A 22,087-nucleotide genomic window follows, 5' to 3' on the forward strand; every position below is an offset into this window, starting at 1 on the left:
TTCAGGACGGCGCAAATCCCTGCACGCCAACCTGCAGCACAAACAGTGACCCGGCTGCGCACATGAACAGATGGTCGCGTTTTGGGCCACCGAATGTCAGGTTCGAACACCCCTGAGGCAACCGAAGCCGACCAATCAGCTTGCCAGCCGGATTGAAAACAAACACCCCGCATAAGCCGAGCGGACCCGACGCGCCACACCACAAGTTCCCGAATACATCCACACGAATGCCATCCGGGTTCATCTGTGCGCCATTCAGCTTCATGTCCGCAAAAATGCGCCCGTTGGTAAGGCTGCTGCCATTCACGTCATAGACATGGATGGCCTGATCGCCACCCGCTTTCTGCCCCGGCCCTTTAGGCGTCGAAACAACGTAGAGCTTTTTGTAGTCGGGAGAAAAACACAGCCCGTTCGGATCAAATAGATCCTTTTCCTGCAAAACGGCCTGAAGCGTTCCATCCGGGGCGATGCGAAAGACGTGGTCACTTTGTCGTTTGGTCCCGCCAATTTCACCCGTCAGTTCACGGCCAATATTCCAACGGATTTTTCCGTCCGGATTGGTGGGCCCACCGGGTTCATCCGCATGACCTTCCGTAATGTTCGTGCCGTAACCGGGGTCCGTGAACCACAAGCTTCCATCGGGGTGAGGCACAACATCGTTGGGGGAATTTAACCCCTTCCCGTCAAACTTATCCGCGAGAACCTTGACGCTTCCGTCGTGCTCCCACCGTACGACGCGCCGGAAAAAATCTTCACAGACAACAAGTCGGCCATCGAAATCAAAACAGTTCCCATTAGCTGCATAGCCATCGGGGCGGAAATCCGTGATTTCTCCGGTTTCCCAAATATAGCGTAACGCACGGGAGCGAATAACATCACTGAGAACCAGAAAGCGCCCTTCACTGCTCCATGCAGGACCTTCCAGCCAGCCGCCCTGATCCCACACGCGACGAATGGGAGCCGCGAAATACGTCAGATCACGAAACGAGGGATCTATCGCAATCACGTCAGGATCAGGCAGATAACTGGGACCTGCTTTCTCGCCCCACGCTCTAGGTGGCTGGCTGACAACACTCGGCGGTTCTACTGCCCCCTGCGGCTGAGCCGCTTTGGCTTTGACAGCCCCAAGACAGACCAGCCCCGCCGCCCCCGAAAGAACCGTGCGGCGCGCCAGAAGAACACCTGACCGGCTATTCCCGTCAGTCTGAACACTCGTTTCGTCAGACATCGTCCCTCTCCAAATAGAACGTGCCTATTCTCGTTGTTTTCCTAAAAGGCGAAAATCAAAATTTCGGAATAACCAGGAAATACCAGAGAATTTCGAGAAAAACGTCTACCGCGCTTCAGCCTCGATCAGACGCACCACGAGGTCCATGATCCGTTTTTCGCTATAGGACGCAACTGCGCGCTGACGTCCTCGCTCTCCCATAGCACGCGCCAGAGGTAGATCCTGTGTCACTGTTCTCAGCGCGCGGGCCAATGGCGCAGAGAGGCCGGGAGGCACCAGAAAGCCGGTCTGTCCATCGACGACCTGTTCTCGTGGACCGCGAACATCAGTCGCCACTACAGGCAATTCCGTCAGCATCGCTTCAATGACGGACATGGGAAGCCCTTCAAAGTGGCTTGGAAGCGCAAACACGTCTGCGGCGGCAAGAAGATCCGGCACATCTTCCCGATAACCCAGCATCCGCAACCGCGGGCCCAAAAGCTGTCTGGCTCTGTCAAACGCGGGCCCGAGGGCATCGCCATGATCAGATGGCAGCCGTTCCCCCACAACCCAGAGTTCGGCTCCTGGCACATCTTCCATGGCTCGTAGAAGCTCCGGATGGCCTTTGTGGCGCACCAGTCGCGAAACCACGATGACCACGGGGCGATCTTCCGGAACACCCAACTCTCTACGAATACGGGCCCGTACCAAGGGATTGGCATGATAGCGCTTGGGGTCACGGCCATTACCAATAGCAACGGGATGCGCATTCAGGTGCAGGCGTCGTGCATCCCGTGCCTCTTCAACCGAGACGGTCATGTACAGATCCGTGATCCGACCTGCAGCCCATTCCAGAACAACGGAGAGCAACCGGCGGGCCAAAGATCCAGGTTGATTGAACAGGAAGCCATGACAGGTGTAGGCAATGATCCTGACACCACAAAGACGTGCAGCAAACCTCGCCAGAATGCCACTGATGGGCATATGTCCATGCACGACGTCAGGCTTCTCCCGGCGAATAAGCCGGATCAGCGCGACAAACGCGCGAAGCTGTGCAACCGGTGACAATGACCGCGCCATCGGCACGGCATGAACGACAAACCCATCTGCCCGTACTGGCGCAAGATGTGGACCTTCCGCACAGGCCCCCTGAACTTCATGCCCGGCGGCACGAAGCGCCTTCATCAAGGGAAACAGGAACTGGCGCAGGGAGAAATCAACATTTGTGATTTCAAGGATTTTCACAACAGCACCTTTATTCCGGGATACGTTCCAGAAGCCAGGTTACTGTCTGGGAGACAACCTGAAGTGGTTTTGAAGGTGCCGCAGGTTTGGCATTTTCCTGCGCTTCTCCACCATTCTCGGCTACCTCTTCCGCCGCAGGAACAACGCGCCTGAGAGAAGCAATAACGATCTGCTTGGTCTTTTCGCGCCGACCGCGCGCCAGATAGACGTCATCTTCGAGCAGTAGCATGCCGCCCTTCTGACGGAAGCGCCAGATCATGCCGCCCACCTGAAGAATGATATCTTCGTCGTCCCGTGTGACATGCACGTCCGGGTGAATATGGAACCGCAGGGCAAATGGCGTCTCACGCTCACCTTCAAGAACTTCCTGCCCGCGCAGGTCTTCTCCGTCTGCCCCAAGATAGAGACGCCGCGTCCACTTCATACCAAGCGGCGGATGATACCCGTCATGAGACAGATCCAGCCAATGGGCTTCCCCACTGCTTTGATGTTCGCATGTGACATGCGCCGGACGCCGCGTGACATGCCCTTCAGGCCCGAAGTCTGAGGACGACAGACCATCCGCGACCAGAACCGTATGCGCTGCACTGGCCCTCAGCGCCTGCGCCCATGCCCCCACCTGCGCACTGCCGCAATTGACGAAAAGACGATGCCGCTGGTTTGAAAACTCGAAAGACAACGTGCCAGCATGCGCTGCCTGATCATAACTGGTCGGTGGAGGCGCACCGCTATCCACAATCAGCAGAGACTTCCCGAGCGCCAGCCGGGTAAATTTCCCCTGATGCATGGCAGGAGCAATCAGCTTCTGCCTGGAGCCCTGCGCCAGAACATCTTCCACCATCGCGCTGTAACGCTCGTTGGAACCATTAAAAACGGCCAGACCACCATCACCATGACGCATGGCACGCAACACCGGGCAGACTCTGTCCAGGGCCACATCAATAAAGGGCGGTACGCTCGAATGCGCTGTGCGGAACATCACGGACATTTCTGCCAGCTCACGCGCTGTCTGATATTGTGCTTCCGGAGACCGCTCAGCAACCGTCCCATCGGAAAGAATCAGACGTTCAATTTCCGCTGGAAGGTAACGCAGGAAGCGCGTCATGAACCCGCTGTGATCCGGCATAGCCAGAGCCGCAGCAAGCAGGCCACGCAAGGCCGTCAGCCCGCGCCAGCCTTGCGGTTCCAGCGGCAAAAGGGCGGCGATGGTCCGCCCCTCTACCAGCATCCGGTCCATGATTTTTTGCTGAAGTTTACGGTCCGCTGACGCCAGGCAGAACTCGTGGTTTGCCAGCCAGGATGAGAGGCGCGCACCTGTTACGCAGGCATCCTTGACCAACGGATCCGTTGGAGGATGCGATACCCAGTCCGCGACAAGCGCGCGGGCCGTCATGCGGGCATCGTCACTGCCTAAGGCGCGCAGATCCCGTAGCCATGCAAAACTTTGCAGCCACTGTTTTGCAGGTTCCGGCCAAGGGCCACGTTCCCACTTTCCGCGCGGCAGATCGTAGTCCTGCCGCTCAAACCGAAAGCGACCCGCGACAAAGCGGGCGCCCTGCTCGGCGTCCCCCTTCCACGGGTCACGATAAATATAAACCGGTCCCTCTGAAGTTCCGCCACCAACGGGCAGTCGTGCGAGTGAAAGTCGTGCGTCCTGAATCCAGCGACGAATGGGCATCAGGCGCTGTCTTCCTTGAACGGGCCTTCAAGTGCATGAATGGCTGAGTCACGGTCCGGCTTACCAAAGACGGCTGACCCTGCCACCAGCATCCGCGCGCCGGCAGCCACCACTTTGGGCGCCGTGACCGGGTCAATGCCGCCATCAACCGCCAGCACGATATCGCGTCCACTGTCTTCAATCATGCGCGACAGGGTTCGGATTTTTGGCAGCTGGCTTTCCAGGAAGCTCTGGCCGCCAAACCCGGGATTCACTGTCATGACCAGAATGATGTCTACCAGATCAAGCACCTCTGACAGTGCTTCTGGCGGCGTCCCCGGACAGATCGCAATTCCCGGGCGGCAACCAAGCGCACGGATGGTCTGAAGCGTCCGGTGAATATGGGGGGCGTTTTCCACGTGCACCGTAATGTGATCCGCGCCAGCCTTGGCTGTTGCTTCCAGATACGGATCCACTGGATCGATCATCAGATGCACGTCGAACTTCGCATCGGTATGCTTTCGCAAGGCCGAGATCACCCCAGGACCGAACGAGATATTCGGCACGAAATGACCGTCCATTACATCCAGATGTAACCAGGGCGCGCGGGAGATAGATGCAATCTCATCTCCAAGACGGGCGAAGTCGGCAGCCAGCAGGCTGGGGGCGACAATGATCGGGGATCGTTCTGTCATGTTGTTATGTATCGGCAAAGCAACCTCCAGACGCAAGACAGTTCCGCACATCCCCGCGCGTTCGTGAGCGAGTACCGCCGACGAGGCCCTCAGGAACCCAACCGCTGCTGATGCGTCCTCATCAGACTGTCTGACTACTACCACCGTAGTATGGAGTTTTTATGACCGATCGCCTCTCCCCCATTCTGCTTAGTAGAGACGCCTGGATCCGCCGACCATCTCACCGGGCATGGCTCGAAATGCAGGGCCGTCGGTTGCTGGATTTCAGCAAGGAAGGTTGTATCGACGGGGGTTTTGCAGGGCTGGATATGGAAGGTCATCTTCCTGAAGGCGCCAAGGCAGAAGCAACCCTGACTGCGCGATGCGTCCACGCTTATGCGACTGCGGAACTCCAGGGCATTCCAGGAAGCGCGCCACTCGTCGCACATGGCGTGAATGCGCTCATGACATCCTTTCGGGACCAGCAGCACGGAGGCTGGAACCACTTCGCGGATCAGCCTCATGAACGCAAGCAGGCCTATCTGCATGCATTCGTCGCACTTGCCGCGTCCTCTGCTGTTCTGATCGGGGTGGAAGGTGCCAACGCACTTCTCAAGGATGCCATCCATCAGATCGAGACGCATTTCTGGTCTGAAGACGAAGGCGTCATGCGCGAGAGCTTCGCAGACGACTGGTCTGACGAGGAAAACTATCGCGGGGCCAACAGTAACATGCATTCCACAGAAGCCTTCATGGCTCTTGCGGATGTTACAGGTGATGTGAAGTGGTTGCGCCGCGCGCTGCGGATCGTCACCCGGTTTGTGCATGAACTAGCCCCACAACAGGGCTTCGCAATGCCCGAGCACTTCAACCGAAATTGGGATCTGCTGCAGAATTATCATGAAGACAAACCTACGGACGATCTACGCCCTTACGGCATGACACCAGGCCATTTCGTTGAATGGTCTCACCTGACCGTGAAACTGGAAGCAGCTTTACTCCGCAGAGGCGAAACAGCACCGGGCTGGATGCTTCATGACGCACAGGCGCTCTTTGAAACCGGCATGAAATCAGGTTGGAATGTCGATGGTCTTCCCGGAATGGTTTACACAATTGACTGGGATCACAAACCCCATGTGCCTTCCCGCGTCCACTGGGCTCATGCAGAAGCGCTGACTGCGGCGATCAACCTGTATAAGCGCACGGGAAATCCACATTACGAGCACTGGTATCGCACGATCTGGGATTATATCGACACAACCCTGATCGATCGGGATTTTGGAAGCTGGTTCAACGAAGTCAGCCCAGAAGGCGAGCCGACAGAACATATCTACAAAGGTAAGGGCGACCTTTACCATGCCTACCAGTCCACTCTGGCACCGATGATGCCCTTGGCTCCGTCACTCGCAACAGCGATCGAACAGATTGGTGTGCCCTACTGAGCAGGCGCCGGTTTCGTCACCCAGTATACCGGGAGCGCCACGGCCTCCCGGAACAAATAGTAGAGTTCAGGCAGCCGAAAGACTTTCGGATACGCACCTGACACGTCTTTCACGCCAGCATGCCGCAATGCCCATTCTGCCCGCATGATGTGAAACCATTGCGAAACGACGACTGCTCCTTCCGGCGCTTCCTGCGCAACGTGCAGAGCCGTCAGCCAGGTATTGTTTCCCTGTGAATCAACGATGATCGCTTCTGCCGGAACGCCGTGATTTTCCAGCCAGTGCGCCATGATTTCAGCTTCATCCTGATGATTGGCCGTTTCCACAGCTCCACTCACCATCAGTTCCCGAACGCGCTTTTCTTTCCAGAGTAACAATCCGGTTTCCAGACGGTCCTGCAACGCTGGCTTCGGCACGCCCGCATCCGTGACGGCTGTGCCGAAAATGACGCCCATTTCTGCGGGGCTGGCAGAAGCACGCATACCCGTTACGGCAACGCATGCGCACCAACTCGCACATATAATACCGCCAGCCAACGCCGCTGCCGCAATCCGCTTTCTCCAGCGAACGGTCACGAATGCTTCTCGCCCTGCTGCTCTCGCATGCGCAGGATGTATAACAACGCCACCACTGCCGCCAAAAACCCTGACAGTGCTCCGACACCCAGGGACCACCGTGGCCCAAAATAATTGGCAACCCATCCCACAACAGGGGCACCAAATGGGGATGATCCTGCAAAAACAGCAAACCGGATAGCCAGCACGCGCCCTCGCATGGATGGGTCGCTCGAGAGCTGCATGAAGCTGTTACTGGTGGCTGTAAATGTAAGAGATGATACGCCGGTAATGAGCAACGTGCAGGCAAAAAGCCAGTATGTCGGGGCCAATGCTCCCAACAGGCACCCCACACCAAAAATCAATGAGCCATTCAGCAGAACATCAAAATCTGCCTTTTTACGGCCTGCTGCCAGAAAGCCCCCCAGAATGGTGCCCACGGCCATGGCGGAATTCAGAATTCCATAGCCATGCGCGCCGACGTGAAACACGCCAACTGCCATGGTCGCAATAAAGATCGGGAAATTGAGACCAAACGCTCCGATAATGAACAACATAATCAGAATGGTCCGAAGATCCTCGCGCGCCCAGACGTAGCGCAGTCCGCTGGTCAGGGCGTTGCGCTCGGTTTCTCTCGCTTTGGCATGCCGAAACAGGTCTTCACGGCGAATAAAGAGCAAAGAGCCCATGACACCGAAAAACGAAAGCCCGTTTAAAACAAACGACCAGCCTGAACCAATTTCCGCAATACAGAACCCTGCGACCGCAGGCCCGATCATCCGTCCAGCATTATAGGACATGGAATTGATGGCCACGGCATTTGGAAGGTCAGTCTCTCCCACCAACTCACCGACAAACGTCTGACGAACAGGACTGTCAAACGCGGCGACACAACCACTCAGGAAAGCAAACAGATCCACCTGCCAGAGACGGACCGATCCCGTAACGACGAGAAGACCCAGTGCAACAGCCAGCACACCCAGAGCACCTTGTGTAAAAAGCAGAAAGCGATGCTTCTCAACCCGGTCAGCAATCAGTCCGGTCCAGAGCATAAGCAAAAGAGGCGGGGCAAGCTGGAGGGCCATCACGATGCCAATGGCCATGGCATCGTGATGGGTCAATTCAGTGAGAACAAGCCAGTCCTGCGTCGTGAACTGCATCCATGTTCCGATGTTGGAGAACAGTGCTCCCCAGACCCAGACACGATAATTGCGCCGCCCCAGAGAGCGGAAAGTGTCACCCAGCATCAGGGGACACTCCAGGCTGAAAACAACAGGAAGACGGACAGACTGGCATCCACCCACTGTCAGGAATCTTACATTGGATGTCGAGGGTTATTCCGCAGGAATGACCCTCACATCATGATTACAGGTGTCCCTGTTCCAGTTCCTGAGCAAGGGCATCGGCATGATAGACAGTCTTGAGTGCAGCCATGATGGCGCTTGTATCCGTCGAAACCGCTCTATTGCGCTCGCCATCGTAATAAAGATCGCCAGCCAGACTATCGAGATTACCGTCGAAAATCAGACCCACCACATTGCCCTGCCGGTTAATGACCGGCGAGCCTGAATTTCCACCCACAATATCATTCGTCGAAACAAAATCGAGATTCGTGGACAGTGTCAGATGAGGCTTCGCATCCAGCCAGACCTGCGGGAGGCGGAACGGATCGCTCCCGGTCGCATGTTTGTACATCCCGGCAAAATTTGTGAAGGGCGCAATCGTCGTGGCACCCTCCTGCCAACCTTTGACGGTGCCGTAAGACAGTCTTGGTGAGAATGTAGCATCCGGATAAAGCGTATCTGCCCTTCCTTCTGCCTGAGCGCGCGCAAACTGGGCACGGGCAATCGCACCCTGAGCTTCGTGCATTGGCGCCTCGATCTGATCACGGCTTCGATTGCGGATCACATCCAGAACCGGCTGCAACTGACGGGCTAGAACAATCATCGGGTCCGTAGAAGCCTGAATGGCCTTTGCACCGCCCTTATACAACGCAAGGCGCTGCGCAGGATCAGCAAGTTTTGTTCCCTGCATCAGTTCTGCCGCGCGTTCATCCGGGCTTTTTGTGCCCAGAACCAGATGCACGGCAGCATCGTCCTCACCCAGCATCTGTCGCATCGTGGTCATACCCAAAGCCAGCGTCATGGTTTCCAAATCGACATGCACCGGCACTTTGGCAGAAATTTCAGCTTCAAGTTCAGCCAGTTCGGCATCGCGGTAGCCCGCACGACGCTCGGCATCCGGCTTCTGTCGCTCCTGCGCGGCTGATACCAGCATGACAGCATCACCGAGCAGGCCATGAACTGTACGGGCAATGGCAAAATCATGGCCATAAGACTGGCGCTGTATGGCCAGTGCAGCCTCCACTTTTTTGAACGGCTCGCCATAGATTTTGCGGCGCTCGGCATCCGCATCAATCCAGGCCTGAAGAGCGCGATCTTCCGCTTCACGCTTTTCCATCACGCCGGGTTCCCGCAGAGCCTTCACGGTGCCCGACAGAGATTTCAGGCCGTTCTGAACGCCGAACAGCGTATTTTGCGCTTCAATCAGATGTTCCTTGCTTTCACGCGAATACTGCCAGAGCGCCCCTTCGCTGGTAGAATACACCCCAATGATGGTTGGCAGGATAACGTCCCGCTGGAACGTCAATGCACTGGCCGGAAGAGACCGCTGCGTTCGCCCCGGATTACCAGACGTGAACACCAACTCTCCTGCTTTTGGCCCTTTCGGGTCAAACTTGAAGAAAGGTGTGTGGACCGGCTTACCGTCCTCAAACACCCGCAACATCGACAGGTCGATATCATACCGTGGGAAGGTAAAGTTATCCGGATCGCCACCGAAAAATGCGATATCCTGATCCGGCGCCATCACAAGACGCACATCCTGATATCGACGATAGCGATAGAGCGCAGTTTGACCACCGTGATAGAGCGTCACAACATCACACCGCCAGTGTGTTGCGTCTCCGCCCGCACATTCCTTCGTCAGAACGCTACTGGCAGCCTGAAGCGCCTTTGCATAATCCGCACCATGCTTGCCTGAGGTCATATCAGCGACACGGCCTGTCACGTCTTTCACCTGATCCAGACGATCCAGCTCCATACCCGGACATTGCGGCTCTTTGGAAACATCTTCTGCCGAAAAACCATCATGAAAATAATCGTGCGTCTTGTCCGATAGGTCGGTCAGGCAGGTATTGGCACAATGATGATTTGTCATCACCAACCCGTCACCAGAAACAAAAGACGCCGAGCATCCTTCTGCCAGACGTGCTGAAGACTGAATGACGTGGTTGATCCATTCAGCCGAAGGCTCGAAGCCATATTGCTGCTTCAACTGACGGGCTGGCAGATGATCGAACGTCCACATTCCTTCCTCGGCCTGAGCTGAACCGAGGGCTGTGCCTGCAATGAGCAGAGTAGGTAACAGGCGCTTCACAACACGCATGACAGATCCTAGAAATGTTATCTTATAACAATACTCTATCCTGCTCTGCATCGCCGCTCCATCCCTCCCGACGAAATTTTGATCGCCCCACGCCTTACGGAATTTATTGACATTCTCTCGCAGCCCATGAAGGAGTGCTTCTTCACCTTGGGGTGCCCTGACAAAGGGCTGAGAGACTGCTGAGGGTATGCGCTTTAGAGCCATACCAGCGCAGTGACCCATAGAACCTGATCCAGTTCATGCTGGCGGAGGGATGGTGGCTACTGACAGATCCACAGACTGGATTTTCGGTGTCTCTCGTCGTCCCCGCTGCGCATGGGGGATCGCAGTATTGCAGGCGGGACAGCACCATCATGACCACCGTATTTGCGCGCAAATCCCGCCAGGTTCCTGTCTTCCTGCTCGGCCTGACCGTTTGTGCCGGTACAGTGCGCGCGGCGGATACCACAGCCCTTACCCCACCTGCGCCCGTAGCCCCGAAGGCCGAGCACATCACGGTTCACCGCGTTTCTGACAGTGCGCCCGGACATCAGCCCGGCGGCGGACTGATCCGACCGGAAAACAGCGTGCGCTCTATCAGCACAGTCGGCCGCGACTACATGGACAAGCAACCCCCGATGGCGACGGCCTATCAGCTCGCCTCCATGCTGCCCGGTGCGAATGTCGCCACATCCGATCCGTTCGGCTTTTCGCCCAACACCAACCTGACCGTTCGCGGCCTAAACAATGATGCTATCGGCTATGTGCTGGAAGGCACACCGCTAAACGATGTCGCCTATTATTCCGGCTATCCGAGCCAGTTCGCTGACAGCGAAAACTACAGTCAGGTCGCGCTCGCCCAGGGTTCCGCAGATCTGGACAGCCCTGTCTTAAACGCTGCCGGGGGGCTGATGAGCCTGTCCTTTCTCGATCCGTCACAGAAGGCAGGGGGTTTCGCCAGCGTCTCCTATGGCTCCTTCGACACCAACCGCGAATTCATTCGCCTTGAAACAGGCAACATCGGAAATTCCGGCATCCGTGGCTTTGTGTCCTATTCCCACAGTGCCAGCGACAACTGGCGCGGACCGGGGCGGGACAAACGCCAGCATGTCGATTTCAAATTCCTGAAGGAATGGGGCCAGGGCAACCGCGCCAGCCTCATTGGCTCCTTCAACACCACCGTCACCAGCTATTATCCGCAGGTTACGATGGAAAGCTGGAAAGCCGATGGCATTCATGGCGCGAACAACCTTGCAGGCCATTATGACGCCTCCAACGCAGACAATGCCGTCAATTACTGGCGTCTGTGGCGTGCGCCAGAACGCACCTTCTATGCAGGAGCGCCCGTCCACTTGCATCTGACGCATAAGCTTTCCCTGGACGTCACACCCTACGCACAGTTCGCCTATGGCAACGTTCCGGGTGGCTCCACACTGACGGAAACCGGACTCTATAACGGCACTCAGCCCCTGAGTGACACGCTCACGCTGCCCAATGCACAGGATGGAACCGCTGTCGTGCGTGCCAACTACACGCAACGCAGTTATCGCTCCGGATTCAATTCCACCCTGCATTACAAAACCGGCTGGAACGACTTCGTCCTCGGTTACTGGTACGATTACGGAGACGACAACGAGCAGCAGCCCTTCACAACCGTTTCTGCCACCGGCGCCTCAGGCGATATCTGGGCGGAAAACAGCCGTAGCCTGATCCATCTTGCGGACGGGCAGAAACTGCTGGGCGGCAGCTTCCACACTATTTCCCAGACCAACGCACTGTATCTGGGCGATCATATCTCGCTCCTGCATGATCGCCTGACCATCGAAGCGGGTTTCAAGGCCGTTATGATGAGCCGCGCTGGCACGAACAATGTTCCCGGCCCTCAGTATCGTGTGGCGTCAAACAGCATGGAGCCTCTGCCGCGTCTTGGCGTCCGCTGGCGCATTGATGAGCAGAACCAGATCTTCTTTAACGCCACGACCAATTTCCGCGCGCCAGACCAGACGGCGCTTTACAACACCTACGACCCAACCTCCGGCGCACTCGCGACAACCGGCAGCGCGGATGTCCGCAACGAATATTCCATTTCCGAAGAACTGGGATATCGCCGCACAGGACAATGGATCATCGGCAGCCTGACGCTGTTCAACTACAATTTCACCAACCGCCAGATCTCAACACTCGCCTCCCAGAACGGCTCCATCATTCAGACGACCATGAATGCCGGCGGCCAAACCTCCCGCGGTGTGGATGTGGAAATCGGCCTGCGCCCCTGGCACCACTTCAGCCCCTATGTTTCCGGCGAGTATCTGCACGCCACCATTGATAACAACATTGCCTCCGGCGGCGATCTTCTGCCGACCAAAGGCAAAATCGCCGTTCGCAGCCCGACACTTCAGGCCGCGGCTGGCATCAGTTACGATGACGGGCATATCTTCGGCGTGGCCACCCTGCATTACACCGGGCACCAATACGCAACGTTCATGAATGATGAGCGGATGTCAGACCGAACGACCGGCGATATTTCCGTCGGCTACCGCTTCGGTGATCTGTCTCGCCTGCACAAACCAACCCTGCGCCTGAACTTCATCAACATCACCAATGAGCGCTCCCTGTCCGGCGTTGCCAGCCCGACCCTGAACGCAAAGGACACGACTGGCATTTACGGCAGCACGATCAGCGGGAGCGCCCCGAGTTATTACATCGGCGGCGGTTTCGCAGCCCTGTTCACAGCGTCCACAGGCTTCTGAACCCGTGACTGCTCCCGGACAGTTCGGCGTCAATGGTGTGCAGGCTGAACGGCACTGGCCGCCTCTAACACTCGCCGAGGCGAAACGTGTTCTGGCGTTTTTTCCCAACTCGGCCGTTCCAGAAACTGTTCTGTGGCATGGACAACGCCCGTTCTCCGCGACAGCCCTGACCCGCCTTACCGACGGCACGGTGCTTTTTCTAAAGCGTCATGATCCACGCCTTCGCGATCAGAACGCCCTGACGGAAGAACACGCTTTCATGACGCATCTTAGCCGCCATGACTTACCCGTCACGGCGGCGCTTACAACGCGGGAACAACACTGCGCTCTGACAGATCATAGTTGGGTTTATGAGGTTTTTCCTCCCTTACCCGGCTTGGATCTTTATCGAGATGTTCAGTCCTGGGAGCCGTTTCTCTGTTCAGAACATGCGCATACCGCTGGCGGCACACTCGCCCGTCTTCATCTTGCAGCGACAGATTACGCCGCCCCCGCCCGGCCTGATCGGCTTTTGCTATCCAGCTTCAACGCTATTACCAACCCCGATCTTGAGACTGGCATCCGTCATTGGGCTGCGTCTCAACCGGGCCTCAACATGACGCTGAATCCAGAGGCTTGGCAGCAGGCCCTAAGTGTCCTGGAACCTTTCCACGCAAAACTGCGACCACTCCTGACGGAGATTATCCCCTGTTGGGGACACGGAGACTGGCATCCGTCTAACCAGTTCTGGACGTCCGCCACTCCAGACGCCGAAATCTGCGGGATCTTTGATTTTGGTATGTCTGATCGCACCTGCGCTGCTTACGATCTCGCGGTGGCGATCGAGCGCACTGCCATCTCTTGGCTGTCCTCGCACTTTGCTGTCTCATGGAACCAGCTGAGCGCCCTGTTAGCGGGCTATCACCGTGTCCGTCCCCTCACTTTGCGAGAACGCGAACTGGTCGTTGCGTTCCTGCCGCTTGTTCATGTCGAATTCGCATTGTCTGAGGTCGCGTATTACAGCACGCTTGTTCAGGATAGGGCATCAGCCCATGTCGCCTACGCAGACTATCTTTTAGGCCATGCACACTGGTTTGCAGGCCGTGACGGTCAACACCTTATGAACTGGCTCCGCGAAACTCTGGATGCCATTGCCGCATGTCCCTGACGGAACTCATCGCGGCCCTTCTGAGTGCCATCGGCGTGTGGCTGACGGCACGCCGCACTATGGCTTGCTGGCCGCTCTCTCTTCTTGCCGCTCTCTTATACGGATGGGTGTTTTTTAAAGCCCATCTTTACGCCGACGCCTGCCTTCAGGCCGTATTCTGTGGCTGCCTGCTCTATGGGTGGTGGCGCTGGATGAAAGACGGTGCGCAGGGGGATGAGACCCTGCATATTCGGCCACTTTCGGAACGCGGGTTACTCTTTGGCCTTCTGATAGGCGCACTTGGGGGCGGACTGTGGGCTTTCTGTCTGGCTCGCTTTACAGACGATCCCACCCCCGTGGCGGATGCCCTGCTCAGCAGTTACAGTCTGGTTGCACAGATCTGGGCTGCGCGGCGGCATACGATCAGCTGGGCCTGCTGGATCGTGATCGACACAGCTTATGTTGCCATGTTCGTCAGTCGCGACCTTTATCCGACAGCCGCCCTTTACGCGATATTCGTCGTTCTGGCGGTTCATGGGCTGCGCAAATGGCAAAAAGCCTCCCAAGCGTAATGGGAAAACAAAATGCGTTTTCCCATTACGCCAAGCGCTGGCTCCAAATCGAAAACCTGGCCGCTCAATACGCAACGCTGACTTCGCCCAGGAACATACGCCCTGCAGAGGGGGTCGCACGGTTCGAGAAAAGGCTCTGGTAATTGAGTTTATTGGCAAGATTGTAGCCATTCATGGAGATTTTCCAGTGCCGGTTAAAGCGATGGGAAATCATGGCACTGAAATCCAGATTTGCCGGAGCACGCAGAGTATTGGCGGTATCGAGCCAGACATGCTCACGCCAGGTCAGCCCACCACCAACTGTCAGGTTATAGGGCTTGTCCGGGAAAGCGCTGTACGCTGACCAGAGGGTTGCCTGATTGTGTGGCACATACTGAACATTCTTGCCGCGGTTCGCCTTGGTCGCAGAAGACGTCGTGCTGCTATCATAAAGGGCATAGGTCGCTGACACGTTCCAGCCCGGCAGAATGACACCGCCGACAGACAGTTCCAGACCCTGATTACGCTGCCGGTCAGAAGAGCCCTGAATTTCACCCGTCACCGGATCAGCGTTCAATGCATTACCCTTGTCCAGACGGAACAAAGAGGCCGTCAGACCCAACCGGTCATGGAGAATGCTGTACTTGGCGCCAAGCTCATAAAGCTGAGCTTTCTCAGGACTGGCAAAAGAATTGGTCCCCGGACGGATGGGAACAGACCCATTGGTGACGTACATTCCCATCGGGGTCGTGGAATTGGCCCATGTAAAATAATAAGTCTGATGGTCGTCCGGCGTGACAACGAGGCTGGCATTCGGATTGAACACGCCCGTCACGTCATGAAAATGCTGATCGGGGTTCTTCGCGACATTGCCTCCCGTCAGGCTGTAGCTCGTTTGCCAACGATCCCAGCGGAAGCCCCCTTTCACAGAAAGCCACTTGGTGAACCAGATCTGATCGAACAGGAACAGGCCAGTATCGAACCCGTAGCCATTGCTATGCGACTTCGCCCCCAGTGACCCCAGAGACACCAGACCGGCCGGGTTCATATCACCCGGTACCAGATCAAGATTGCCGACGTTCCCCTTCGGATTAACCAGGTTCGCATACGGTTTTGGCTTCAGATACGTCGACTGTGAGCGAACATCATTGACGCGTTCGACATCAAACCCGGCGACAACCTGATGCCGAAGAAAGCTTGTATGGAAGTCTGCAACCATTGAGCCGACATTCTGCACAGACCAACTCGTTTGCTCATACGGCAGCGGCGCCATGTAGGTTCCGGCTCCTGTGCCCGCTCCCGCACCTACTGGCCCGGACCGTGCAACGAGTGCTTTTGAAGCATCCCCGTTGAAGTAGTTGTTCACACACGTCGTATCGCAGGTCGCTTTTGAGGCCGCGAAAGAGCGATAATACTCACCGCCCCGCAAATCATCATAGAACGTGACATGCCTGTTCAGTTTGAAGCTGAACCGCGCTGTTTCCATGTTGGAATTTGTGGCGTTCTGGTCGTTATCCGTGCCGTACCAGTTCGTCCGGCGGATACCGTATTCCGTAATAGGCTGCCCATACTTTGCCCCCGGTTTCGTGACAACCGGAACACCGAAATCAGGCACTGAGTTTTCCTGCTGGTGCATGTATTGCAGAACAAGCGTTGTCCTCTTGCCAATCCCGAATGCAAGAGACGGAGCAACACCCCAGCGATGAGAGAAGATATAATCTCGTCCCACAACATTATGCTCATCGCCCATTCCTGTAATGCGGAAGGCCGTAGAGTCATTGATTTTCTGGTTCACATCCAATGTGCCACGATAATAACTGCCTGAACCGCCTGAAAAATCAGCGGAGTAGTAATTTTTCAAACCAGGAGTTTTGGTCACCATATTGATGGCACCGCCCGTCGTGCCATTCCCAAACACTTCGGAAGACGGTCCCTTGATGACGGACACAGTTTCGAAATTGAATGAGTCGCGGGAATAGACACCGAAGTCCCGCAGTCCATCTTCATAGATATCATTCTGGGCCTGAAAACCGCGGATCAGGAACTGATCCCCGTTCATGCCACCAGCACCCTCACCGATGGACGTTGTTACGCCCGGCACATTCCTCAGAGCTTCATCGAGAGATTTGACATTCTGCTGCTGCATCAGGGCCTGCGGCACGACATTGATGTTCTGCGGCGTGTGCATCACGTCCTGCGGCATCCGGGACAACCCGAGAGACTGATGCATGGTGTTAAAGCCATGTCCCTGAACTGTCAGATGTTCGACATCCGACCCTTCAACACCAGCAGAGTCTTCCAGATGCCGCGTTGATGACTCCGGTTTGCGATCTGGTTTTTTCTCATGCTTCACAGGTGCAGCGGCATAGCCTTGCGAAGACATCAGGAGCGTACCGGCAACTGAAAGAGACGTGATGTGTGTGCGCAGCGAACCAGTCACCGGAACCTCTTCATTCAGATAAACAACTTTACATTTCGAAACCCCTATATTGGTAATGAGAAACATTCTCAACTGGTTTTTGATGAAGTGTTTCTCATTTCCGACAAATCTCGTCACGAGCGAAGCGGAATAAGCGCGTATTTCCTTACGAACAAAAAAAAGCCCCGCACCTGAAAACAGGGCGGGGCTTTCTAAAAACAGTCGTCGAAGAAACAGGTCAGTTCGGCGTTTCATCGTCCGGCGCGAGCGGCTGAACATGCGTCACTTTGCCATACCGATCATAGTAGATCACGGCATCACCACGACGTTCGGCATAACCATCCGGCTGGCCGTCACGGGTGCGGAAAAGCAGCCGAAACGCATCCGGCTGTTCAACCACCTTGTCCCCTGGCGGGCGATACTTGAAGCGACTGAAGTCAGCATGGCTCCGGGGAAGCGAAGAGCTATGATACAGCTCGTGCATGCTTGGCTTCTTGGGCCCGTCACCATCGGCATCCTGCGCGACAGCCGTGCCCGTCAGGGCTAGAACGGCCAAAGTGGTAGTCAGGATCCTGCGCATGATGCTCTCCGGTCAGTGCGTTGCGGCAGGCACTGTAGGCGAAACCGTCTTCTGGCTCCACCCACCGCCAAGCGCACGGTAAAGCGTGACAAGATTCTGGAATCGGGCAGCCTGAACCAGAATGGCATTCTGCTGAGCCTGATAAAGCGTTCTCTGCTGCTCAAGCGTCGTCAGATAGCTGTCGATCCCTGCATCATAGCGCATCTTCGCAAGATCATAGGCCTTCTGTGACTGGTCAACGAGCGACTGCATATGCTGCTGCTGCGCCGTGTAGGTCTCACGTGCCGTAAGCGCGTCAGACACTTCCCGGAAAGCTGTCTGCACAGTTTTCTCATACTGCGCGGCATACTGGAGCTTCTGCCCCTTCGCCATCAGCAGATTTCCCTCACTCTGCCCCCAGGTGAAAATTGGCAGACTGATGGACGGCGAGACCGACCACGTCTCGGCACCCGGCGTAAACAGCTTGCGGAACTGCAGGGAGCTTGTCCCTTCAGACGCCGTCAGCGTTACCTTCGGGAAAAACTCAGCTCGTGCCGCACCAATACTTGCATTGGCACCAATCAGAGTGTGCTCCGCCGCGACAATATCAGGGCGTTGGGCCAGAAGATCCGACGGCAACCCTTCCGGCAGATCACTGATCATCGTCTGAGCACCAAATGGCGCTGGCGGCGGCAGATCGGCCGGCAACGGCACGCCCACCAGAACCTGAAGACCATGCTCGTCATCCGCTACGGCACGCAAATACTGCGCCTCATACGCAGAAGCCTGTTCGACCTGCGTCTTGACCTGCGCAAGCGTCAGGGCATCTGTCTCGCCATTGTCGTAGGAAAGCTGCGTCAGACGCAGCGTATCCCGCTGGGACTTCAGGGTGTCGCGTGTAACACGAAGCTGTTCCCGATCCGCAAGCCACTGAATGTAGGTCGTGCCAATCTGCGAGACCGTCGTAATCAGAACGTTTCGTGCGCCCTCAACACTGTTCAGAACCGTCTCGGCCTGCTGCTTCGTCAGGTTGCGAATACGGCCCCAGAGATCCACCTCGTAAGACGAAAAGCCGATGGACGTCTGATAAAGCCGCAGGGTCGAAACGCTGGTCCCAAGCCCAGGCGCAAAAGAGAAGCCTGCCGTGCTTGACGGCGCCATGAACATGCCCTGCCCGCCGGCCGTGATGATCGGGAACAGGGATGCGTTCTGAATTTCATATTGCCCACGAGCCACCGTGATAGCCGCGGCCTGAGCGGCTAAATCCCGGTTATTCCTGAGCCCCAACTGGACCAGAGCTTTCAGACGAGGGTCCGTGAAGAAATCTTCCCATCCCAGATTATAGGATTTGGCCACCGAAGAGACGTTCTTAGCGCCTGTATCCTGCGGGTAAGAATTCTGCACAGCCTGCGTCGGCTGATGATATCTGGGAGCCATGTTGCAGCCGGAAAGCATCAGCAGCGCGGCAAATCCAAGACGGGCCTTCATGCGCCGTGCTCCCCTTCAATGGCAGGTGTCGCCTTATTATCCAGATGGGCATAGGCGTCCTTCCGGTCCCGGATCCGGACCACACGGAACAGACGCAGCACCACCACGAAGAATACCGGCACAAAGTAAATCGCAAGCAAGGTTGCAGACAGCATGCCGCCAACCACGCAGGTGCCGATGGCCACACGTGCAGCAGAGCCCGCCCCCGTTGCGATCGCAAGCGGGAACACACCGCAGACAAACGCAATGGACGTCATGAGAATTGGCCTCAGACGTTCACGCCCGGCTTCAATCACGGACTCTTCCAGAGACTGCCCTTCTTCGAAGAAAGCCTTGGCAAATTCCACAATCAGGATCGCGTTCTTCACAGACAGGCCAACTGTCGTCAGCAGACCAACTTGGAAGTAAACGTCATTGGAAAGGCCACGGCCCAACGTTGCAGCAATCGCTCCAAGCACACCCAGTGGCAGCACCAGAAGTACCGCAAAAGGAATGGCCCAGCTTTCATAAAGCGCGGCAAGACAGAACATGATCACGATAGCTGCCAGAGCATAAAGCGGCCCCGTTGAACCACTGGATGCAAGCTGTTCGTAGGACAGACCCGTCCACTCATACCCGATACCACGTGGCAGCTTGGCGAGGATTTTTTCCATCTCGCTCATAGCCTGACCGGAACTGGACCCAACGGCGGGCTGCCCCTGAATCTCATAGGAGTTCATGCCGTTGTAGTCTTCGACCTTCTGCGGGCCGCTTTCCCACGTACCAGAAGCAAAGGCATTGAACGGAACCATCGTGCCCGTCGTATTGCGGACGTACCAGCGGTTCAGATCTTCCGGCGTCATACGCGCCCAGGGTTCACCCTGAATATAGACCTGCTTCACACGGTCATCACGCATGAACTGGTTGACGTAGATGGAGCCAAGAGCACCTTCCAGCGTCGTGTTGATGTCAGCGTTGGTCAGCCCAAGTGCGTTCGCACGTTCACGGTTGATGTCCAGCTTAAACTGCGGCGCATCTTCCATGCCGAGCGGACGAACAGCCTGAAGGAGCGGATTTTTAGCTGCTTCCATCAGCACCTGATTCCGTGCAGCCAGCAGTGCTGCGTGACCCAGATGGCCTGTGTCCTCAAGTTCCAGATCGAAACCGGTAGCGTTACCCAGTTCCATCACGGCTGGCGGGTTGACTGCGAAGATCTGCGCGTCCGGATCCATCCAGAAATGCATCATGATTTCACGAGACACGGTCATCGTCGTATGGGCAGCACCGGGGCGCTGATCCCACGGCTTCATTCGAATAAAGAATGCACCCGCAGACTGACCCTGCCCGGCAAAACTGAAGCCGTTCATCGTGAAGACAGACTGAACGTAGTCCCCGTAATTTTTCAGGACGTAATCCGTGATCTTCTTGTTGACGGCAGCGGTCTGCTCCTGCGTTGCGTTATTCCGCATCGTGACCTGACCGAAGATGATTCCCTGATCTTCGTCAGGCAAGAACCCACCAGGCACGCGATTGAACAGGAACACCACACCGGCGGTCAGCAGCAGAAAGACAACCATGCTGACAACAGGCGCGCGGATCAGCCACTTCACACCGCTCAGATAACCATTGGTCAGGCGGTCAAAATTACGATTGAACCAGGCTGCCGGACCACGCTCATGGCCCTTATGGGTAGGCTTCAGCATGGACCCGCAGAGTGCCGGCGTCATAACCATAGCCACCAGAACAGACAACCACATGGCGGCAACAATGGTGATGGAGAACTGGCGATAAATCACACCGGTAGAACCACCGAAGGCGGCCATCGGCAGGAACACAGCCGTCAGAACCAGCACGATGCCAATCAGGGCACCGGAAATCTCATCCATGGACTGGCGAGCAGCTTCCTTGGGAGACAGGCCCTGATCCGTCATCACACGCTCGACGTTTTCAACAACGACGATCGCATCGTCCACGAGCAGACCAACAGCCAGAACCATAGCCAGCATGGTCAGCGTGTTGATGCTGTATCCCATCACGGACAGCAGCCCGAACGTGCCCAGAAGAACAACCGGGACAGCAATCGTCGGGATCAGCGTGGCGCGGAAGTTCTGAAGGAAGATCAGCATCACGAAGAACACGAGAATGATGGCGATAACCAGCGTCTCGATAACTTCCTTGATCGAGAGCGTAATGAACGGCTCCGTATCAAGCGGGTAAACCAGCTTCAGACCATGCGGGAAATAGCGCTGCAGATCTGTCATTCGGCTACGGACTGCGGCTTCAGTCTGAAGCTGATTGGCGCCCGGCGCCAGCTTCAGAGCCATCGCAGATGCAGGATGACCGTTATAGACGGAACCGAGAGCGTAACTCTGTGCACCGAGTTCAACACGAGCCACATCGCTCAGGCGAACCTGGCTGCCATCCTGCTGAACCTTGAGCAGGATCTTGTTAAATTCTTCAGGCGAACTCAGACGCGTCGGACCAATAACCGTTGCGTCAAATCCGATGCCTTTTTTAGCGGGCAAACCACCCAACTCACCGGACGAAACCTGAATATTCTGTGCCTGAATGGCGGACTGCACATCGCCGACCGTCAGGCCGTAATTATACAGCCGGGACGGATCAAGCCAGATACGCATCGCGTATTCTGAGCCGAACAGTGTGTGATCACCCACACCTGACACACGCGACAGTGGATCAGAGATATTGGACGCCACGTAATCGGCAATGTCCTGACCGGACATGCTTCCGTCTTCGGAAATAAAGGCCAGAACCATCATGAAGTTCTTGGTGGCCTTCGTGACGCCCAGACCCTGAGCTGTCACTTCAGACGGCAGACGCGGCTGCGCCAGCTGAAGTTTGTTCTGAACCTGAACCTGAGCGATGTCAGGATTGGTCCCCTGCTCGAAGGTCAGATCGATTTCCATCTGTCCGCTCGCATAGGACGAGGCAGACAGATATTCGAGATGATCCAGACCATACATCTGCTGCAAAATCGGACGGACAACCG

At 56.4% G+C, this 22,087-nt stretch carries 15 protein-coding genes and 1 riboswitch; of the genes, 4 read left to right on the top strand and 11 right to left on the bottom strand.

Translation table 11 applies throughout. The annotated features are described in order from the left end of the window. Nucleotide 1: 1 nt before the first annotated feature. The 4 genes from R5H23_RS08760 to rpe form a co-directional block, all read right to left on the bottom strand. Nucleotides 2-1,228, bottom strand: coding sequence for an SMP-30/gluconolactonase/LRE family protein (locus R5H23_RS08760; protein WP_317215166.1), 1,227 nt, complete (start codon nucleotides 1,226-1,228; stop codon nucleotides 2-4). Between the two features lie 105 nt (nucleotides 1,229-1,333). Beyond that, nucleotides 1,334-2,452, bottom strand: coding sequence for a glycosyltransferase family 4 protein (locus tag R5H23_RS08765; RefSeq protein WP_317215167.1), 1,119 nt, complete (start codon nucleotides 2,450-2,452; stop codon nucleotides 1,334-1,336). Between the two features lie 10 nt (nucleotides 2,453-2,462). Continuing rightward, nucleotides 2,463-4,130 carry a heparinase II/III family protein gene (locus R5H23_RS08770; protein WP_317215169.1) on the bottom strand — a complete coding sequence of 556 codons (1,668 nt, stop codon included), beginning with the start codon at nucleotides 4,128-4,130 and terminating at the stop codon, nucleotides 2,463-2,465. Further along, nucleotides 4,130-4,804, bottom strand: coding sequence for a ribulose-phosphate 3-epimerase (rpe, locus tag R5H23_RS08775; RefSeq protein ID WP_046900742.1), 675 nt, complete (start codon nucleotides 4,802-4,804; stop codon nucleotides 4,130-4,132). The genes R5H23_RS08770 and rpe overlap by 1 nt, the downstream gene beginning before the upstream one ends. Before the next feature lie 161 nt (nucleotides 4,805-4,965). On the opposite strand from rpe, the gene R5H23_RS08780 reads away from it, so the two are divergent. Then, nucleotides 4,966-6,225 carry an AGE family epimerase/isomerase gene (locus R5H23_RS08780; RefSeq protein ID WP_099211765.1) on the top strand — a complete coding sequence of 420 codons (1,260 nt, stop codon included), beginning with the start codon at nucleotides 4,966-4,968 and terminating at the stop codon, nucleotides 6,223-6,225. On the opposite strand, the gene R5H23_RS08785 is transcribed toward R5H23_RS08780, so the two are convergent. From R5H23_RS08785 to R5H23_RS08795, 3 genes are all read right to left on the bottom strand, one after another. Next, nucleotides 6,219-6,800, bottom strand: a complete 582-nt coding sequence (locus R5H23_RS08785) for a YdcF family protein (RefSeq protein WP_317215170.1) — start codon at nucleotides 6,798-6,800, stop codon at nucleotides 6,219-6,221. The genes R5H23_RS08780 and R5H23_RS08785 overlap by 7 nt on opposite strands. After that, nucleotides 6,797-8,026 (bottom strand): MFS transporter, encoded by a 1,230-nt coding sequence (locus R5H23_RS08790; protein ID WP_174694799.1) that lies wholly within the window; start codon nucleotides 8,024-8,026, stop codon nucleotides 6,797-6,799. Before R5H23_RS08790 ends, R5H23_RS08785 begins: the two co-directional genes overlap by 4 nt. A gap of 118 nt (nucleotides 8,027-8,144) precedes the next feature. Continuing rightward, nucleotides 8,145-10,226 carry a S46 family peptidase gene (locus tag R5H23_RS08795; RefSeq protein WP_317215171.1) on the bottom strand — a complete coding sequence of 694 codons (2,082 nt, stop codon included), beginning with the start codon at nucleotides 10,224-10,226 and terminating at the stop codon, nucleotides 8,145-8,147. A gap of 138 nt (nucleotides 10,227-10,364) precedes the next feature. Beyond that, a riboswitch (TPP riboswitch) is annotated at nucleotides 10,365-10,497 on the top strand. Between the two features lie 82 nt (nucleotides 10,498-10,579). Between R5H23_RS08795 and R5H23_RS08800 the strand changes: the two genes are divergently transcribed. The 3 genes from R5H23_RS08800 to pnuC are packed head-to-tail and all read left to right on the top strand — an operon-like array spanning nucleotide 10,580 to nucleotide 14,653. Continuing rightward, entirely contained in the window at nucleotides 10,580-12,955 is a 2,376-nt protein-coding gene (locus R5H23_RS08800; RefSeq protein WP_317215172.1) for a TonB-dependent receptor domain-containing protein, read from the top strand. A 4-nt stretch (nucleotides 12,956-12,959) separates the two neighbouring features. Then, complete coding sequence (locus R5H23_RS08805) at nucleotides 12,960-14,102, top strand: phosphotransferase (protein ID WP_317215173.1); 1,143 nt, start codon at nucleotides 12,960-12,962, stop codon at nucleotides 14,100-14,102. Next, nucleotides 14,093-14,653 (top strand): nicotinamide riboside transporter PnuC, encoded by a 561-nt coding sequence (gene pnuC / locus R5H23_RS08810; RefSeq protein ID WP_211500529.1) that lies wholly within the window; start codon nucleotides 14,093-14,095, stop codon nucleotides 14,651-14,653. The genes R5H23_RS08805 and pnuC overlap by 10 nt, the downstream gene beginning before the upstream one ends. Before the next feature lie 64 nt (nucleotides 14,654-14,717). Here pnuC and R5H23_RS08815 read toward each other — a convergent pair whose 3' ends face one another. The 4 genes from R5H23_RS08815 to R5H23_RS08830 form a co-directional block, all read right to left on the bottom strand. Beyond that, nucleotides 14,718-16,934 (bottom strand): TonB-dependent receptor domain-containing protein, encoded by a 2,217-nt coding sequence (locus R5H23_RS08815; protein WP_317215475.1) that lies wholly within the window; start codon nucleotides 16,932-16,934, stop codon nucleotides 14,718-14,720. Between the two features lie 355 nt (nucleotides 16,935-17,289). Beyond that, a complete protein-coding gene (locus R5H23_RS08820; RefSeq protein WP_046900735.1) occupies nucleotides 17,290-17,631 on the bottom strand; it encodes a hypothetical protein in 342 nt (113 codons plus the stop codon). Nucleotides 17,632-17,643: 12 nt separating this feature from the next. Further along, entirely contained in the window at nucleotides 17,644-19,098 is a 1,455-nt protein-coding gene (locus R5H23_RS08825; protein WP_264649103.1) for an efflux transporter outer membrane subunit, read from the bottom strand. Next, on the bottom strand, nucleotides 19,095-22,087 hold a 2,993-nt coding region (locus R5H23_RS08830; protein ID WP_317215174.1), incomplete at its 5' end, for an efflux RND transporter permease subunit. The genes R5H23_RS08825 and R5H23_RS08830, both read right to left, overlap by 4 nt.

It is taken from the genome of Gluconobacter sp. GP1, assembly GCF_032913585.1.
GTDB classification, from domain to species: Bacteria; Pseudomonadota; Alphaproteobacteria; order Acetobacterales; family Acetobacteraceae; genus Gluconobacter; species Gluconobacter cerinus.

What these genes read in the sequence shown, in the direction of transcription:
- R5H23_RS08825 (WP_264649103.1), bottom strand. Translation starts at nt 19,098, where the DNA reads ATGAAGGCCCGTCTTGGATTTGCCGCGCTGCTGATGCTTTCCGGCTGC.
- R5H23_RS08795 (WP_317215171.1), bottom strand. Translation starts at nt 10,226, where the DNA reads ATGCGTGTTGTGAAGCGCCTGTTACCTACTCTGCTCATTGCAGGCACA.
- R5H23_RS08800 (WP_317215172.1), top strand. Translation starts at nt 10,580, where the DNA reads ATGACCACCGTATTTGCGCGCAAATCCCGCCAGGTTCCTGTCTTCCTG.
- rpe (WP_046900742.1), bottom strand. Translation starts at nt 4,804, where the DNA reads ATGACAGAACGATCCCCGATCATTGTCGCCCCCAGCCTGCTGGCTGCC.
- R5H23_RS08770 (WP_317215169.1), bottom strand. Translation starts at nt 4,130, where the DNA reads ATGCCCATTCGTCGCTGGATTCAGGACGCACGACTTTCACTCGCACGA.
- R5H23_RS08820 (WP_046900735.1), bottom strand. Translation starts at nt 17,631, where the DNA reads ATGCGCAGGATCCTGACTACCACTTTGGCCGTTCTAGCCCTGACGGGC.
- R5H23_RS08780 (WP_099211765.1), top strand. Translation starts at nt 4,966, where the DNA reads ATGACCGATCGCCTCTCCCCCATTCTGCTTAGTAGAGACGCCTGGATC.
- R5H23_RS08760 (WP_317215166.1), bottom strand. Translation starts at nt 1,228, where the DNA reads ATGTCTGACGAAACGAGTGTTCAGACTGACGGGAATAGCCGGTCAGGT.
- pnuC (WP_211500529.1), top strand. Translation starts at nt 14,093, where the DNA reads ATGTCCCTGACGGAACTCATCGCGGCCCTTCTGAGTGCCATCGGCGTG.
- R5H23_RS08790 (WP_174694799.1), bottom strand. Translation starts at nt 8,026, where the DNA reads ATGCTGGGTGACACTTTCCGCTCTCTGGGGCGGCGCAATTATCGTGTC.